The following is a 15274-nucleotide window of genomic DNA, read 5'->3' on the forward strand; positions in this document are numbered from 1 at the left end:
GCTTAAGCCTCGCGGTTTAGTCGGGGGTTGTAGCCCAGTGGATGTGGCTGATTGCGCTCTTTTGCCAGCTCGATCTGCCGCTGGCGCTCGCGGGCGCCGGCGCGGGTTTTCTCTGGCAGCGAGTCCCAGCAGTGCGGGCAACTGACGCCCGGGGTATACAGCTCGGACTGACGATCTTCCACCGACACCGGCGTGCGGCAGGCGTGGCACTGGTCGTAATCGCCTTCGCTGAGGTCGTGACGCACGGTGACGCGGTTATCGAAAACGAAGCAGTCGCCCCGCCACTTGGTCTGTTCCTGCGGCACTTCTTCCAGGTACTTGAGGATGCCGCCTTTGAGGTGGAATACCTCCGCAAACCCTTCACCGAGCATATAGCTGGAGGCCTTCTCGCAGCGGATGCCGCCGGTGCAGAACATGGCGACTTTCTTGTGCTTGGCTGGGTCGAAATGCGCCTTGATGTACTCGGGGAACTCGCGGAACGACTTGGTCTTCGGGTCTACCGCGCCTTCGAAGGTGCCAATCGACACCTCGTAATCGTTGCGGGTATCGATCAGCAGCACTTCGGGGTCCGAGATCAGCGCATTCCAGTCCTTGGGCTCGACATAGGTGCCGACCTTGCTGTTGGGATCAACCCCCTCAACGCCCAGGGTGACGATTTCCTTTTTCAGCTTGACCTTGGTGCGATAGAACGGCTGTTCATCGCAGTAGGATTCCTTGTGATCGATATCGGCCAGACGCGCATCCAAACCAAACCAGGCCAGCAGGCCATCGATACCGGCGCGCGAGCCGGAGACGGTGCCATTGATGCCTTCTTCGGCAATCAGCAAGGTGCCTTTGATGCCATTTTCCAGCATGGCTTGCAGCAGTGGCTCGCGCAGGGCATGGAAGTCAGGCAGGGAAACGAATTTATACAGCGCGGCGACAACGATCTTGTCAGTCATGGACATGTCCTTCAGTAGTCGCCCACGTAAAGGGCGGACTGGAATATAAAAATGGCCAGCTGCAACTTTAAAAGGCTGGCGGACCACAAAAAATTGTCTGGAGCAATTTTTGACGTCGCTCCGCGACGGCTCCGCAGGGGTGGCCGCCATGGCTGGCAGGCCACAAACAAAACCGCCGGCGCTAGGCCGGCGGGATGCGCAGTTTACGTTTCTTCAAGCCTGGCGTGTAGGGGCCAATTGCCTCAGTGGCCGCCCTTGCAGGTCGGTGACGCCGGCGCCACGCCCTGCTGCGACCATTCATCTGGGGTGTAGGTGTGCAGCGCCAGGGCATGGATCTGGCCCATCAGCTCACCAACCGCGGCATAGACCTTCTGATGGCGTTTGACGGCGTTCAGGCCGGCGAATTGCTGGCTGACGACCACCGCCTTGTAATGGGTTTCCAGACCCCGGCTGTGCATATGGCTTTCATCCAGCACGTCGAGGTGCTGGGGTTGCAGGCTCGCCAGAGCGGCTTGCAACAGATCGATTTTCGGCATGGGAACTGTCACTCAGGGCTTTTTCGGGGTCAGTTTGCCGGTCATTTCCGCCAGCAACTGGTTGACCTTGGGCACGGCAGCTTCCAACTTGCCCTGGGTCAGCTGCGCCGACTGTGCGGTCAGTGTCGGCATCTTTTCCAGGACTTTCTTGCCCAGCGGCGACTCATAGAAACGAATCAGGTCCTGCATTTCCTGCTCGGTGAAGTTGCTGGTGTAGAGCTTGACCATATCCGGCTTGAGCTTGTCCCAGCCCACGGCCTGTTCAAGCGCGGCATTGGCCTGGGCCTGATAGGTTTCCAGCACGGCCTTCTCGCTCTGCGGTGCGTTGCTCTCGGCAAAACGCTGGGCAAACATCTGCTGCACCTGGGCATACACCGGTACCGCCAGCTTGTCGGCACGGGCCAGCAGCAGGAAGCGCTCGGCGTCGGCGGCGTGGCTCTTGGCATCGGCGAGCACCTGAGCACTACCACACGTCAGTATTAAGGCAGCGCAAAAGGCAGGTAAACGTGACATGTACTACTCCTGAGAAAGGGAATGAGTGCTGTTGGACTCAACTGCCGGCATTTTGTGCCCAAGCGCGGGTCACACTCAAGTCAGTGAGCACGCCAACCAACTCACACTGCAACCGTGCACTGGCGCACTGTCTGCTTAAAGGCCAAAATGCCAGCACTTGCCGAGCCGGCTAACGCCTGTGCATGCTCGACCAGATAAGCCATCTTCTGCTTGAGTGTGCCTAAACCCGCTAGGTGAGGCACCAACCACACATGGACGTGTCGATGAACAGCTTCACTCACCCAGAGCCTCTTGCCACCATCGCATTGTGCGATAGCCATGGCCGACTCAACCCGCAGGCCATCGGCTGGTCGCCCAGACCCGTGGTCGATTGTGCGATACCCGGGCACTTCGGCCGGCGTAAACGCTGGAACCATTGGTGCATCACCACCCCGCAGTGGGTGCTCTCGTTTACCCAGGCCGACCTCGACTACCTGGGTTATGCCGCTGCCTACTTCCTTGATCTGCAAAGCGGTCAGTCCGTCGCCTACAGCCAGTACCGCCTGTTCGGCCGGGGCTGCGAGCTGCCAGATCAGCCGCAGGCCAGCCACGCATTCAACCACCCACGCCTGCAACTGCGGGTGGCTGAACACACCGGGCGCACGCGCATCATCATCAATGCGTCAGAGCTTGGCGGGCAACCGCTACAGGTAGCCCTGGATATTCAGCGCCCTGCCCACCTGGACTCGGTCAATCTGGTCGCCCCGCTTGGCCCGCGCAGCTTTCACGCCACCAGCCGCCAGCTGGGCCTGCCCTGCACTGGCAGCGTGCAGCTGGGCACACAGCAGTACAACTGCGTCGCCGGGCACAGCTTTGCCGCGCTCGATTGCGGTCGTGGCGTCTGGCCACTCAACAGCCACTGGACCCGCGCCGCCTTTGCTGCGCCCGGCGGTATCGCCGGTAACTTCGGCGCGGGCTGGACGGACCACAGCGGTCTATCGGAAAACACCCTGTGGTTTGGCGGCGAGCTGCAGCACCTGGATGCGCCCATCGCCATTACCCAGGCACAGCACAACCCGCTGGCGCCCTGGCAACTGCGCAGCCCGGATGATGCCGTGCAGCTGACCTTCACCCCACGCCAGCGCCACCAGGCCTACCGCCGGCTCGGGCCGTTCTATGCCGATACGCAGCAGTGGTTCGGCCATTTCGAGGGCGTTTTGCGCGGCCCAGAGGGTGAGCGCGTGCCGGTCAGCAACGCCCTCGGCTGGCTCGGTGAAACCCGCGCCCGCTGGTAATTGACCATCGATGTTGAACCTCTGCTGATGCATAGCGACCTAAGCTGAAATACGCCCAGACTGACATTCACCGGCCTGGGAGTCTGCGTGCTGCACGCGCAACCAGCAGGAGAGCCACCATGAGCCGCACTGAAACCGACAGCCTGGGTCCCATCGACGTACCCGATGAAGCCTACTGGGGCGCGCAGACCCAGCGCTCGCTGATCAATTTCGCCATCGGCCAGGAGCGCATGCCCTTGCCAGTGGTGTATGCCCTGGCACTGATCAAGAAGGCGGCCGCGCGGGTCAACCAGCGTATCGGTGAAGTGCCGGCCGACCTGGCCCGGCTGATCGAGCAGGCCGCCAATGAAGTACTGACCGGCCAGCACGATGAGCAGTTCCCCCTGGTGGTCTGGCAGACCGGCAGCGGCACGCAAAGCAATATGAACGTCAATGAAGTGATCGCTGGGCGCGCCAATGAGCTGGCCGGCAGCGGCCGTGGCGGCAAGACGCCGGTGCACCCTAACGATCACGTCAACCGCGCGCAAAGCTCCAACGACAGCTTCCCCACCGCCATGCATATCGCTGCCGTGCAGGCCGTAAAACAGCAGCTGCTGCCCGCTCTGCACGAACTACGCGACGGTTTGCAGGAACAGGCCGAGCGCCATGCGCGCCTGCTCAAGACCGGGCGCACGCATATGATGGACGCCACGCCCATGGCCTTCGGCCAGGAGCTGTCGGCCTTTGTCGCGCAGTTGGGTTATGCCGAACGAGTAATCCAGGCCGCCCTGCCGGCCGTCTGCGAACTGGCCCAGGGCGGTACGGCCGTCGGCACCGGCTTGAACTCACCGCAAGGCTTTGCCGAGGCTATGGCTGCAGAGTTAGCCGCCTTGAGTGGTCTGCCGCTGGTCAGCGCGCCCAACAAATTCGCCGCTCTGTCCGGCCACGAGCCGCTGGTGGCGCTGTCGGGCGCCTTGAAAACCCTCGCGGTGGCCCTGATGAAACTGGCCAATGACCTGCGTTTGCTAGGCTCCGGCCCGCGCGCCGGCTTTGCCGAGGTGCGTTTGCCGGCTAATGAGCCTGGCAGCTCGATCATGCCGGGCAAGGTCAACCCCACCCAATGCGAGGCGCTGTCGATGCTGGCCTGTCAGGTGCTGGGTAATGACAGCACAATCAGCTTTGCCGCCAGCCAGGGCCATCTGCAGCTCAATGTGTTCAAGCCGGTGATCATTCATAACCTGCTGCAATCGATACGCTTGCTGGCCGACGGCTGTCATAACTTCCAGCGGCACTGCGTAGCTGGCCTACAACCCGATACGGAAAAAATGGCCGAACACCTGGAACGTGGCCTGATGCTGGTCACTGCACTCAACCCGCATATCGGCTACGACAAGGCCGCACAGATCGCCAAGCAGGCCTATCAGGATGGCACCACCCTGCGTGAAGCAGCGCTGCAACTGGGCTATCTGAGCAATGAGCAGTTCGACGCCTGGGTGCGTCCTGAAAATATGCTGGAGGCTGGTCAACATGAGTGAAGCGGCAAAGAGCGGGGCAACACCACTGGAAGGTGACGGCAAACGCATCCTGATGATTCTCGGCACGCCGAAAGGCAACAGTTTGTGCCATGCCCTGGGTGAAGCCTATGCCCAGGGCGCGCGCAGCAAGGGCCACGTGGTGCGTCAGCTGAAACTGGGCGAAATGAGCTATGACCCAGTGCTGCGCGACGGTTACGAACAGAGCCAGACCCTGGAACCTGACCTGCTGGAAGCGCAGCGGCAGATTCACTGGGCCGAGCACCTGGTGTTCGTCTACCCGGTCTGGTGGGGCGGCATTCCCGCGCTGCTCAAGGGTTTTTTCGACCGCACCTTTCTGCCAGGTTTTGCCTTCAAGTACCGCAACCGCTCGCCACTCTGGGACAAACTGCTGACAGGACGCACCGCCGATCTGCTGGTGACCATGGATACACCGCCCTGGTACTTCCGCTGGATCTACGGCGCGCCCGGGCATCGGCAGATGACCCGCACCATCCTCGGTTTCAGCGGGATAAAAACCCGCCGCCTGGCCGAATTCGCCCCGGTGCGCCCTTCATCCGAAGAGCAGCGCCAGAGCTGGCTGCGCAGGGCTGAAGCACTGGGCGTGCGCGCCTGAAGCCCTAATCAGAACCTCTTAGATCAGTGCCCAGCGGCAAGCAGCACCGGCACCGTCATCGGCCACTGAGGCATTCAAACTGCAGCAGCCAAGCAGGTACCGGCAAGCGCAACAGCCACAGTGCAATTCGGCTATACCGCAACGCCGTACCTATACGGCGCAGGTTATCGCCATAAGGCTGACGTCAATTTCCAAAAAATGGCGCCAATATTCAGAAAAACCCCAAAAAATCGACCATCTGTCGCCAACTCCCGTTGCAATTCGAGTTGTGATTAGACTCAAGAGATTGGCTTATCGTCGGAGGGTTGAGCATGTTCGGTGCACGCAACGTAGATCCAAGCCCAGGCACACATTACCGCAGCGAGCGAGTGACTGCCGTCAATGGCCAGTACTTCTTCTCAACCCGGGAGGGCAGTCTGGAAGGCCCCTTCTTCACCCGTGTCGACGCTATACACGGCGTAGATGCTTATATACATCGTATGCAGGTCGCCAGCGCACTCTCCAGACGCGCAAACATCAGCTCTTGAGTCACTGAACTGCTGGCCCAAGCAAATTAGCCTCAAGAACTGGCTCCAAACAAAAAACGGCGCAGCCCAGCTGCACCGTTTTTATGCTTGCAGGTTTGATAATTACCTTTAACCAGCCGCTTCAAACAACCCGGTTGCACCCATGCCGCCGCCCACACACATGGTGACGATGCCGTAGCGCAGCTGGCGCCGCTGCAGCTCACGCACCAGGTGGCCGACCTGGCGCGAACCGGTCATGCCGAACGGGTGGCCGATGGAGATCGAGCCGCCGTTGACGTTGTACTTGGCGTTGTCGATTTCCAGACGATCGCGGGCGTACAGACACTGCGAGGCAAACGCCTCATTGAGTTCCCACAGGTCGATATCGGCAATGCTCAGGCCCTTGGCCTTGAGCAGCTTGGGCACCGAGAACACCGGGCCGATACCCATCTCGTCCGGCTCGCAACCCGCGGCAACAAAACCACGGAAGAACGCCAGCGGCTTGAGGCCCAGCTCGATGGCTTTTTCCAGGCTCATCACCAGGGTCATCGAGGCGCCATCGGACAGCTGTGAGGCATTGCCGGCGGTCACCGAACCGTCATCGGCAAATACCGGTTTGAGCGCGGCCAGGCTTTCCAGGGTGGTATCGGCGCGGTTGCAGTCGTCGTGAGCGACGATGCCGTCGACGATGCTCTTTTCACCGCTGGCCTTGTCTTCGACCTGGTACTTGACGGGCATCGGCACGATTTCATCGTCGAACAAGCCTTCGGCCTGAGCTCGCGCGGTGCGCTGCTGGCTCTGCAGGGCGTAGGCGTCCTGCGCCTCGCGGCTGACGTTATAACGACGGGCAACGATCTCGGCAGTCTGGCCCATGGGGTAATAGATACCCGGCACCTCTTTTTGCAGCAGCGGGTTGAACAGGTTCTGCGTGTTCATGCTCTTGAGGGTCATGGTGATCGACTCGACGCCGCCCGCCACGATCACATCACTGCAGCCGGACGCCACCTGGTTGGCAGCAATCGCGATGGCCTGCAGGCCCGAGGAGCAGAAACGGTTGAGGGTCATGCCGGCCACGTGGGTGCCCAGGCCGGACAGCACCGCCACGTTGCGGCCGATGTTCATGCCCTGGGCGCCTTCATTGGAGCCGGCGCCGACAATGCAATCATCCACCAGCGCCGGGTCGATACCGCTGCGTGCCAGCAGCGCATTGACGCAATGAGCCGCCATGTCGTCTGGACGGGTCAGATTGAACTTGCCACGGAAGGACTTGGCCAAACCAGTCCGTACGCTGTCAACGATCACCACTTCACGCATGTCGCACCTCATTGTTATTGGGTTGAGTTGCCAACAAGAATAAAGCCGGACAATCTCCCTCAGCGATGATCATTCATCAGCCGTATGCGCGACCATCCTGTTGTCCATGTGATCAGTCTTTGCCGAACGCAGCTTCAAGCGCCTGATTGATCGTACGCAGCACCTTGATCCGGGCAAAGCGCTTGTCATTGGCCTCCACCAGCGTCCAGGGCGCGATTTGCGTACTGGTGCGGTCGACCATATCGCCCACCGCATCGCGGTACAGCGGCCACTTGTCGCGGTTGCGCCAGTCTTCTTCGGTAATCTTGAAACGCTTGAAGGGGGTCTGCTCACGGGCCTTGAAGCGCTCCAGCTGGGTCTGCTGATCAATCGACAGCCAGAACTTCACCAGCACCACACCGGCTTCGCAGAGCTGCTCCTCGAAGTCATTGATCTCGCCATAGGCACGCAGCCAGTCGCCGGCGCTGCAAAAGCCCTCGACCCGCTCCACCAGCACCCGGCCATACCAGGAGCGATCAAATACGGTGAACTTGCCGCGCGGCGGAATATGCCGCCAGAAGCGCCACAGGTAGGGCTGCGCACGTTCTTCTTCGGTTGGCGCGGCAACCGGGACGATGCGGTACTGACGAGGATCGAGCGCGCCAATCACCCGGCGAATCGCCCCGCCCTTGCCCGCCGCATCGTTGCCTTCGAATACGGCGATCAGCGAATGACGGCGCATGCGCTTGTCGCGCATCAGGCTGGACAGTCGCGCCTGCTCAATCACCAGTTGCGCGTTGTAGCTGTCCTTGTCCAGCGCCTGGCTCATGTCCAGGCTGTCGATCAGTCCGCGTTCATCCAGGCTGGAAGTCAGCGGCGCCGCATGTGGGTGTGGCAGCGGCTGGCTTTGCGCCCTTAGTGCGGCTTGCAGGCCATCGAGCAGGATGCGCCCGACCGTCAGGCTGCGGTAATACTCGTCCACACCCTCCACCACGTACCAAGGCGCGTAATCACGGCTGGTGCGGCGCAGTACACGCTCGCCGACTCGCACGAACTTGTCGTAGGTTTTCGACTGTTGCCAGTCCAGCAGGCTGATCCGCCAGCTGTGCAGCGGGTCGTCCTGCAGGGCCTTGAGGCGCGCCTTCATCTGCTGCTTGGACAGATGAAACCAGAACTTGAAAATCAGCGTGCCCTCATCGCAGAGCATGCGCTCCAGCCCCAGGGTGCTGTCGATGGCCTGGTCGAGCACGGCATTCTTGATCCGCCCGTGCACCCGCCCCTGCAGCATCTGGCTGTACCAATTACCGAAGAAGATGCCGATACGCCCCTTGGGCGGCAGTTGCCGCCAGTAGCGCCAGGCCGGCGGCCGCGCCAGCTCCTCATCGGTCTGCTGATCGAAGGTGTTGACCTGAATCAGCCGCGCGTCCATCCACTCGTTGAGCAGTTTGACCGTTTCACCCTTACCCGCCCCTTCGATCCCGTTGATCAGGATAAGCACGGCAAAACGCCCCTGCTGCTGCAGCTCATACTGCGCCTCCAGCAGTGCTTCGCGCAGCGCCGGAGCCTCGGCTTCAAAGGTGTCTTTATCGATGCTGCGGCCGATTTCGGCGGATTCGAACATAGCCCACTCCCTGACAATATCGATTGAGCCTAGCGGATCGGCAGCGGCTTTGGCCAAGCCGTTGTGGGATTCAACTTGCAGGCCGTTGAAAACGTAGGCGAGGCAGGCAAGACAAGGCGAAAGCGGCCGCTACGCAGCACAGCGGAGTAACAGCCGCAGGCTGGCCCGCAGGGCGAACGTAGTGAGTCAAAAGCGGAGTTTACATGCTGTAAATGAGCATTTGATTCGCTTTGCTCACCCCTTCTGGGCCGTGCTAAAGCACGTTCAGCCTTCGGCTGTGAGGCCGCTTTCAACGCAGTATTGCCAACGCAGGTAGTTTCTCAACGGCCTGTCAGCGCCGGGTGATTAACCCCTGCCTGGCCACCCGCGTCAGCTGGCGCACGGTCTCCTCCAACTGCGCGGCCGTTGGCGCCTGGATCACCGCCATATCGAAGTGATTGCTGGGAAAACGCGCCAGGGATTCGCCATCGTGAACAAAATGGATCAAAAAGGTCCGCGGCCCCGGCCAGCGCTTGGGCCAGCCGTCGAGGTAGCGCAGCAGGGTCGGCTGGTGGCTGCCGCCAAGAAGGATTTTCGGATTGTGCAGGGCCAGTCCGGAGGTGATCGGGGCCAGACGAATAAGCGGTTGGGGACAGTGCATCGATATGTCTCCGCCTCATTGAGTCCGCTGGGCAGCGGTGAGAGGCGACACCGAACCAGCGCTTTAGCGGAATTTCAAAGCCTCCGAAGAGTGCTTCTCAGGGCGCTGCAATCAGCAGGTCACCCGGCGCCCCGCAAGTAGCTGTTTAAATCGGCGCATGGGGCGGCATCCTAGAGAAGCCCGCGCAGCACTGTCAAGGCGCACTGCTGCAGCCATGTCGCAGCCCCCAACCTTTGACTGGTGGCGCGACTGATCGACCTGCTCGCCTGGCGTTTTACCGCCGGCATGCGGGCGGCCGACCCTGCATATGGGGCCTGAATCCAGGCATGCGCCGTTTCACCCCGTAACAAACCTGCAGTACTGCGCCGACAACGGGTTGCGCACAGCCACGATGTAATGCCCGTGACAGAGCGCTACACGGCTGTTTGCGGCTACTGGCATGCTTTCTGCCAATACCCTTGGGCTGATGTACACGCCTCAGGATGGGCGTTGTGGCTGCATGGATCGCCTTGAACTGCCCGATCAACCCTAGTGAGAGCACCAATGAACAACAATAAAACCCTGCTCGCCCTCTGCCTGGGTGCCGGTTTACTGGCCTCCAGCAACACTTACGCCTTCTGGTTCGGCTCCTCCGGCTACACCCAGACCCAATACCCAGTCGTACTGGCCCACGGCATGCTCGGTTTCGACAGCATCCTTGGGGTCGATTACTGGTACGGCATCCCTGCCGCACTGCGCCGCGACGGCGCCAGCGTGTACATCACCGAGGTCAGCCAGCTAAACACCTCGGAAGCGCGCGGCGAAGAGCTGCTGGCCCAAGTGGAAGAGATTGTCGCCATCAGCGGCAAGCCCAAGGTCAACCTGATCGGCCATAGCCATGGCGGCCCGACCATTCGCTATGTCGCCGCCGTCAGCCCCAATCTGATTGCTTCGGCCACCAGCGTCGGCGCACCGCACAAAGGCTCAGCCACGGCCGACTTTATCCGCCAGGTGCCACCCGGTTCCGCCGGGGAAACCTTGCTCGCAGGCATAGTCAATGGCCTCGGCACACTGATCAACTTCCTATCCGGCAGTTCCAGCACCAGCCCGCAGAACGCCCTGGGCGCGCTGGAGTCGCTCAACAGTGAAGGCGCGGCGCGCTTCAACGCCAAATTCCCGCAGGGCATTCCCACCACCGCCTGCGGTGAAGGTGCCTACAGCGTCAATGGCGTGCGCTACTACTCTTGGAGCGGCACCAGCCCGGTGACCAACATTATCGACCCGAGCGACCTGCTGCTGGGCGCCACCGCGCTGACCTTCAATGGCGAAGCCAACGATGGCCTGGTTGGCCGCTGCAGCTCGCGCATGGGCAAGGTGATCCGCGACAACTACCGGATGAACCACCTTGATGAGGTCAACCAGACCCTGGGGCTGACCAGCCTGTTCGAGACCGACCCGGTCACAGTCTATCGGCAACATGCCAACCGCCTGAAAAACGACGGTCTGTAACCGCCTCACTGGGGGCTGCATGTAGCCCCCAGTGTTCTGCCACCGCGTCTCGCCTGAATCCGCCTGACCCGCCTGTACACATGAAGAATGCCTGTGAAAAAACTTCTGCTGCTCTCCCCGCTTTTGTTCGCCGCCGGCCTGGCGCTGGCGCTTTACCTGCAACCCGTGGATATTCCCGCGCCGCTCAGCGGCGCTTCGTCACACCCCCTACAACGCACGGATACGCCGCCTGCCACACCAGGCCAATCCGGCGCGCAGACCAAGGCAGACCCATTAAAAACCCTGCCCGCCTCATTCGGCGGCACCAAGGTGGATGGCGTGTTTCGCCTGGACGCAGACGGCAATCTGCTGATCAGCGAAGACATCCGGCGGATCTTCGATTATTTCCTTGCCGCAGCCGGTGAAGAACCGCTGCGCACCAGCGTCGAGCGGCTGCGCGCCTATATCGCCGCAGAGCTGCCGGCCAATGCCCGCGAGCAGGCCCTGGCCTTGCTCAACCAGTACCTCGACTACAAACGCGAACTGGTGCTGCTCGAGCGCGACCTGCCGCAGCTGGCCAATCTGGATGCCCTACGCCAGCGCGAGGCCGCCGTGCAGGCGCTGCGCGCGCGGATCTTCGATAGCCAAACGCAGCAGGCGTTCTTTGCCCGCGAAGAGGCTTACAACCTGTTCACCCTGCAGCGCCTGGCAATTGTGCAGAACAGCCAGCTGAACGATGCCGGCAAAGCCGCCGCTGTCGAGCAATTGCGCAACAGCCTGCCCGCCGAGATGCAGGACACCGTGCTGCCACAACTGCAGAACGAACTGCGCCAGCAAACCGCGCAATTGCAGGCCGCCGGCGCCAAACCGGAACAGATCCGCCGGCTGCGTCAGCAACTGGTCGGCGCCGAAGCCACCCAGCGCCTCGAAGTGCTCGACCAACAGCGGCAAACCTGGAAAAAGCGCATCGCCCAGTACAGCGCTGCAAAAGCCGCCATCGAGAACAACCCCGGTATAAGCGCCAGCGACAAACGTGCTGCCATCGCCCAACTGGCCGCGGAAAACTTCGATGAGCGCGAACAACTGCGCCTGGAAGCTGCCGAGCAGCTGGCGACAAAGAACAAACCAGACGCCTGAAACGCAAAAAGCCCACCGAAGTGGGCTTTTTGCTGGCTGCTGCCGAGTCGCTTAGCTGGCGATGCGCTTGTCCAGCGACAGCTTGCCGGCGCCTTCGACCAGGATCGCTACGCTGATCGCCAAGAGCGCCAGGGCGAACTCATAACCGTTGTTGCTCATAAAAAAACCGTTGGCCAGGTGTACCGTGACAATCGCCACCACCATGGTCAGCGCCAGCACTGCGGCGGCTGGGCGCGCCAGCAGACCGATGATCAGCGCCAGACCACCAAAGAACTCGGCGCTACCGGCCATCAGTGCCAACAGGTAGCCCGGCGCCAGGCCGATGCTTTCCATCCACTGGCCGACACCTTCCAGGCCGTAACCGCCAAACCAGCCAAACAGCTTCTGCGCGCCATGGGCGGCAAAGGTGATGCCGGCGATGATGCGCAGCACGGTGAGGCCATAGCCAGCTTGGGTTGCAACAACAGATTTGATCAGAGCGTTCATGTGCAGCAGTCCTTGTAGTGGGGAGTTGATGGAATGGATATTAAACCAATTATCGAATGATTAAATCGGATAAAATCGCTTTAAATTATCGAATAAACCAATAAATAATCACTCTCAACCTGCGCGCTAGGGCTCCAACAAATAGCGCTCACGGTCATAGGCAAGGTAGTACTTGTTCACGCTATTCACATAGCTGACCACGCCCATGCCCATCTGCTCCATCGCCACCCGCTCCACCTGAAAAAACCACTGGTTGGGGTTCAGACCGCGTCGGCGTGCCTCCGCCCGTAGGCTTTGTACCCGCTGCGGACCCATGTTGTAGCCGGCCAGGATAAAGGCCATACGCTCGCGCTCATTGAGCTGCGGGCTGTTGAAGTAGTTGCGCCGAATCATTGCCAGGTACTTGGCACTGGCCTGCACATTGTTCTCCAGCACGCTGATATTGCTCACGCCCACGCTGCGCGCCGCCGCCGGGGTGATCTGCATCAGACCGGTGGCGCCACCCGCCCCGCGCGCCGCCGGGTTAAGGGTGGATTCCTTAAAGGCCACGGCAGCCAGGGTCAGCCAATCGAAATTATGCTGAATGGCATAGCGCTGTAGCACCGGGCGAACCTTTTCCAGACGCTGACGCTCGATGCGGCCCAGCGGGTAATGCACCTTGTACAGACGCCGGTAAACGCGCTGGAACGCCGCATCCTGATCCGCCGGGTCGCGGTAGCCCTTGAGAAAGCGGTCGATGCTTGCGCCGAGCATGGGCGTATCGCGGCGCACGTACCAGCGCATATCACCGTCGTTGGTCAATTGCAGGTGGCGATCCAGACGCAGCTTGGGCATCACCTTGGCCCAGCGCTCGGCAATCGGCTGTTCGACTGCCGTCACGCTGAAGATGCCGGCCTGGACCATTTCCAGCACATCCTCGACCGCCAGGCTGGGGTCGACCCACTCGACGACAATCGGCGAACGCTGGCTGTCGATCAGGCGTTGGTTAAGCGCCCGCACCGCTTCACCCGCCACGCTGCCTGCGGGTAAGGCCAGGCTACGTCCGGAGAGCTGATCGAGGCTCTGGTAACGCCGATTACCCTGTTTGGCGACGATGATCAGCGGCACATTGCTGCGGATCGCCGCGCTGGCACTGAGCTTGCTGCCGCGCGGCATATGCAGCAGCTCACCGGGAGCAACCAGATCACCCTCGCCGCGCTGCAAGGCGGCCAGCAGCTGATCCTTAGCGCGAGGGATGATCTTCAGCTTGAGTGTGCGGCCATCGCGCGAGTTGCGGTTGAGGTACTGCTCGAAGGCGCGCATGCGCTGGTATTCGACGCCAATGCTCTGGCCCTTGACCTCACCTGAGCTGTTGCGGCTCTGGTTGACCAGCACGCGCAATTCACCACTGCTGCGAATACTTGCCAGATCACGGGCGGCCTTGGGCTGTTCGACTTCCAGTGGGCCAGCCACGCGCGCCGCCGCTGTGCAAGACAGCAGCAATAGGCAGCAGGTGAGCAGCACTCGCAACATCAAGGCTCCAAGACGGGATAGACCGATAGATCAGTGCAGCGGCTGGTCTGCAGGGCTGCGTATAAGACAACTGATCCCTCGCGCGGGGCGCGGAGGGTCGCACAGCCCGCCCATGGATGCCAGCCAACAATCATACGCAACATCATGTATAGGCTTTAAGTAACTGTATTTATTGATTTTTAATCTATTGAAAAAGCTCTGTTATGCTGCCCAATCAATTCAGCAGGTAGCACCATGCAACTCATCGACATCGGCGTCAATCTGACTCACCCAAGCTTTGCCGAACAACGCGAAGCACTCCTCGCGCGCGCTTATGCGGCGGGCATTCAGCAAATGCTGCTGACCGGCACCAGCCTCGCGCAAAGTCAGCACGCCCTGGAGCTGTGCCGGCAGTTGGATAACAGCGCCGAGCATTTGTTCAGTACCGCCGGTATGCACCCCCACGACGCCAGCAGCTGGAACAGCGACAGCTACAGCGAACTCAAGGCCCTGCTGGCCGATCCCCGAGTACGCGCGGTGGGCGAATGCGGGCTGGATTTCAACCGCGACTTTTCCCCCAGGCCGCAACAGGAGCAGGTTCTGGAGCAGCAACTAGCCCTGGCGGTGGAACTGCAATTGCCGGTGTTTCTGCATGAGCGCGATGCCGACGAGCGCCTGCTGGCGATCCTGCGGCACTTCCGCGACCAACTGCCGGCGGCCGTAGTGCACTGCTTTACCGGGGACAAGCGCGCACTGTTCAACTACCTGGATCTGGACCTGCATATCGGCATCACCGGCTGGATCTGCGACGAGCGGCGCGGCAGCCATCTGCATCCACTGGTCAAGGACATCCCCCGTGGCCGCCTGATGCTGGAAAGTGACGCGCCCTTCCTGCTGCCGCGCAGCCTGCGGCCGAAACCGAAGAGCGGCCGTAATGAACCGGCCTTTCTCGTTGAGGTGTTGCGTGAAGTGGCGCAGCACCGTGGTGAAACCGAACAGCTACTGGCTGCCCATACCAGCGCTGCGGCCCAGGCCTTCTTTAAGCTGCCCGCGTTCAAGGGCGCAGCCAGCTAATTAGGCCAATAGCGCAGTACGGTTGATAAGGATCAATAGATCCCGCGTGAGGCTGAGCGACACTCCTGGCACTTTGCCAAGCCGCCACCTCACAGAGACACCTGCATGGGCCATTGGATCAGCGACCTTTCCCTGAAGTACAAATTCTGGGCCGTAAATGCCGTGGCC

At 61.2% G+C, this 15274-nt stretch carries 15 protein-coding genes; 7 read left to right on the forward strand and 8 right to left on the reverse strand.

Annotated features, from left to right (window positions below):
• Positions 1 to 2: 2 nt before the first annotated feature.
• The 3 genes from WA145_RS01485 to WA145_RS01495 form a co-directional block, all read right to left on the reverse strand.
• Positions 3 to 941, reverse strand: coding sequence for a rhodanese-related sulfurtransferase (locus WA145_RS01485; protein WP_422579858.1), 939 nt, complete (start codon positions 939 to 941; stop codon positions 3 to 5).
• 242 nt (positions 942 to 1183) lie between these two features.
• Complete coding sequence (locus WA145_RS01490; RefSeq protein ID WP_422579859.1) at positions 1184 to 1477, reverse strand: BolA family protein; 294 nt, start codon at positions 1475 to 1477, stop codon at positions 1184 to 1186.
• Between the two features lie 12 nt (positions 1478 to 1489).
• Positions 1490 to 1990, reverse strand: a complete 501-nt coding sequence (locus WA145_RS01495; RefSeq protein ID WP_422579860.1) for a DUF2059 domain-containing protein — start codon at positions 1988 to 1990, stop codon at positions 1490 to 1492.
• Between the two features lie 263 nt (positions 1991 to 2253).
• Between WA145_RS01495 and WA145_RS01500 the strand changes: the two genes are divergently transcribed.
• From WA145_RS01500 to WA145_RS01515, 4 genes are all read left to right on the forward strand, one after another.
• Positions 2254 to 3264 (forward strand): DUF2804 domain-containing protein, encoded by a 1011-nt coding sequence (locus WA145_RS01500; RefSeq protein ID WP_422579861.1) that lies wholly within the window; start codon positions 2254 to 2256, stop codon positions 3262 to 3264.
• A 119-nt stretch (positions 3265 to 3383) separates the two neighbouring features.
• Positions 3384 to 4778, forward strand: coding sequence for a class II fumarate hydratase (locus tag WA145_RS01505; protein ID WP_422579862.1), 1395 nt, complete (start codon positions 3384 to 3386; stop codon positions 4776 to 4778).
• Positions 4771 to 5391, forward strand: coding sequence for an NAD(P)H-dependent oxidoreductase (locus WA145_RS01510; protein WP_422579863.1), 621 nt, complete (start codon positions 4771 to 4773; stop codon positions 5389 to 5391). The genes WA145_RS01505 and WA145_RS01510 overlap by 8 nt, the downstream gene beginning before the upstream one ends.
• 311 nt (positions 5392 to 5702) lie before the next feature.
• Positions 5703 to 5918 carry a DUF6316 family protein gene (locus WA145_RS01515; protein ID WP_422579864.1) on the forward strand — a complete coding sequence of 72 codons (216 nt, stop codon included), beginning with the start codon at positions 5703 to 5705 and terminating at the stop codon, positions 5916 to 5918.
• A 108-nt stretch (positions 5919 to 6026) separates the two neighbouring features.
• On the opposite strand, the gene WA145_RS01520 is transcribed toward WA145_RS01515, so the two are convergent.
• The 3 genes from WA145_RS01520 to WA145_RS01530 form a co-directional block, all read right to left on the reverse strand.
• A complete protein-coding gene (locus WA145_RS01520; protein ID WP_422579865.1) occupies positions 6027 to 7211 on the reverse strand; it encodes a thiolase family protein in 1185 nt (394 codons plus the stop codon).
• A 112-nt stretch (positions 7212 to 7323) separates the two neighbouring features.
• Complete coding sequence (pap, locus tag WA145_RS01525) at positions 7324 to 8811, reverse strand: polyphosphate:AMP phosphotransferase (protein ID WP_422579866.1); 1488 nt, start codon at positions 8809 to 8811, stop codon at positions 7324 to 7326.
• A gap of 331 nt (positions 8812 to 9142) precedes the next feature.
• Positions 9143 to 9451, reverse strand: coding sequence for a class I SAM-dependent methyltransferase (locus WA145_RS01530; RefSeq protein ID WP_422579867.1), 309 nt, complete (start codon positions 9449 to 9451; stop codon positions 9143 to 9145).
• A 543-nt stretch (positions 9452 to 9994) separates the two neighbouring features.
• On the opposite strand from WA145_RS01530, the gene WA145_RS01535 reads away from it, so the two are divergent.
• Positions 9995 to 10939, forward strand: a complete 945-nt coding sequence (locus WA145_RS01535) for a triacylglycerol lipase (RefSeq protein ID WP_422579868.1) — start codon at positions 9995 to 9997, stop codon at positions 10937 to 10939.
• 93 nt (positions 10940 to 11032) lie between these two features.
• Entirely contained in the window at positions 11033 to 12055 is a 1023-nt protein-coding gene (locus WA145_RS01540) for a lipase secretion chaperone (protein ID WP_422579869.1), read from the forward strand.
• Positions 12056 to 12106: 51 nt separating this feature from the next.
• Here the strand turns inward: WA145_RS01540 and WA145_RS01545 are convergent, their stop codons facing one another.
• Both WA145_RS01545 and WA145_RS01550 read right to left on the reverse strand, forming a co-directional pair.
• Complete coding sequence (locus tag WA145_RS01545) at positions 12107 to 12541, reverse strand: DoxX family protein (RefSeq protein WP_422579870.1); 435 nt, start codon at positions 12539 to 12541, stop codon at positions 12107 to 12109.
• Positions 12542 to 12667: 126 nt separating this feature from the next.
• Complete coding sequence (locus WA145_RS01550; RefSeq protein WP_422579871.1) at positions 12668 to 14053, reverse strand: transglycosylase SLT domain-containing protein; 1386 nt, start codon at positions 14051 to 14053, stop codon at positions 12668 to 12670.
• 234 nt (positions 14054 to 14287) lie between these two features.
• Between WA145_RS01550 and WA145_RS01555 the strand changes: the two genes are divergently transcribed.
• Entirely contained in the window at positions 14288 to 15106 is an 819-nt protein-coding gene (locus tag WA145_RS01555) for a TatD family hydrolase (RefSeq protein WP_422579872.1), read from the forward strand.
• The last annotated feature ends 168 nt before the right edge of the window (positions 15107 to 15274 follow it).

It is taken from the genome of Pseudomonas sp., assembly GCF_049301935.1.
In the GTDB taxonomy this organism is placed as follows: domain Bacteria; phylum Pseudomonadota; class Gammaproteobacteria; order Pseudomonadales; family Pseudomonadaceae; genus Aquipseudomonas.

What these genes read in the sequence shown, in the direction of transcription:
- WA145_RS01485 (WP_422579858.1), bottom strand. Translation starts at nt 941, where the DNA reads ATGACTGACAAGATCGTTGTCGCCGCGCTGTATAAATTCGTTTCCCTG.
- WA145_RS01490 (WP_422579859.1), bottom strand. Translation starts at nt 1,477, where the DNA reads ATGCCGAAAATCGATCTGTTGCAAGCCGCTCTGGCGAGCCTGCAACCC.
- WA145_RS01495 (WP_422579860.1), bottom strand. Translation starts at nt 1,990, where the DNA reads ATGTCACGTTTACCTGCCTTTTGCGCTGCCTTAATACTGACGTGTGGT.
- WA145_RS01500 (WP_422579861.1), top strand. Translation starts at nt 2,254, where the DNA reads ATGAACAGCTTCACTCACCCAGAGCCTCTTGCCACCATCGCATTGTGC.
- WA145_RS01505 (WP_422579862.1), top strand. Translation starts at nt 3,384, where the DNA reads ATGAGCCGCACTGAAACCGACAGCCTGGGTCCCATCGACGTACCCGAT.
- WA145_RS01510 (WP_422579863.1), top strand. Translation starts at nt 4,771, where the DNA reads ATGAGTGAAGCGGCAAAGAGCGGGGCAACACCACTGGAAGGTGACGGC.
- WA145_RS01515 (WP_422579864.1), top strand. Translation starts at nt 5,703, where the DNA reads ATGTTCGGTGCACGCAACGTAGATCCAAGCCCAGGCACACATTACCGC.
- WA145_RS01520 (WP_422579865.1), bottom strand. Translation starts at nt 7,211, where the DNA reads ATGCGTGAAGTGGTGATCGTTGACAGCGTACGGACTGGTTTGGCCAAG.
- pap (WP_422579866.1), bottom strand. Translation starts at nt 8,811, where the DNA reads ATGTTCGAATCCGCCGAAATCGGCCGCAGCATCGATAAAGACACCTTT.
- WA145_RS01530 (WP_422579867.1), bottom strand. Translation starts at nt 9,451, where the DNA reads ATGCACTGTCCCCAACCGCTTATTCGTCTGGCCCCGATCACCTCCGGA.
- WA145_RS01535 (WP_422579868.1), top strand. Translation starts at nt 9,995, where the DNA reads ATGAACAACAATAAAACCCTGCTCGCCCTCTGCCTGGGTGCCGGTTTA.
- WA145_RS01545 (WP_422579870.1), bottom strand. Translation starts at nt 12,541, where the DNA reads ATGAACGCTCTGATCAAATCTGTTGTTGCAACCCAAGCTGGCTATGGC.
- WA145_RS01550 (WP_422579871.1), bottom strand. Translation starts at nt 14,053, where the DNA reads ATGTTGCGAGTGCTGCTCACCTGCTGCCTATTGCTGCTGTCTTGCACA.
- WA145_RS01555 (WP_422579872.1), top strand. Translation starts at nt 14,288, where the DNA reads ATGCAACTCATCGACATCGGCGTCAATCTGACTCACCCAAGCTTTGCC.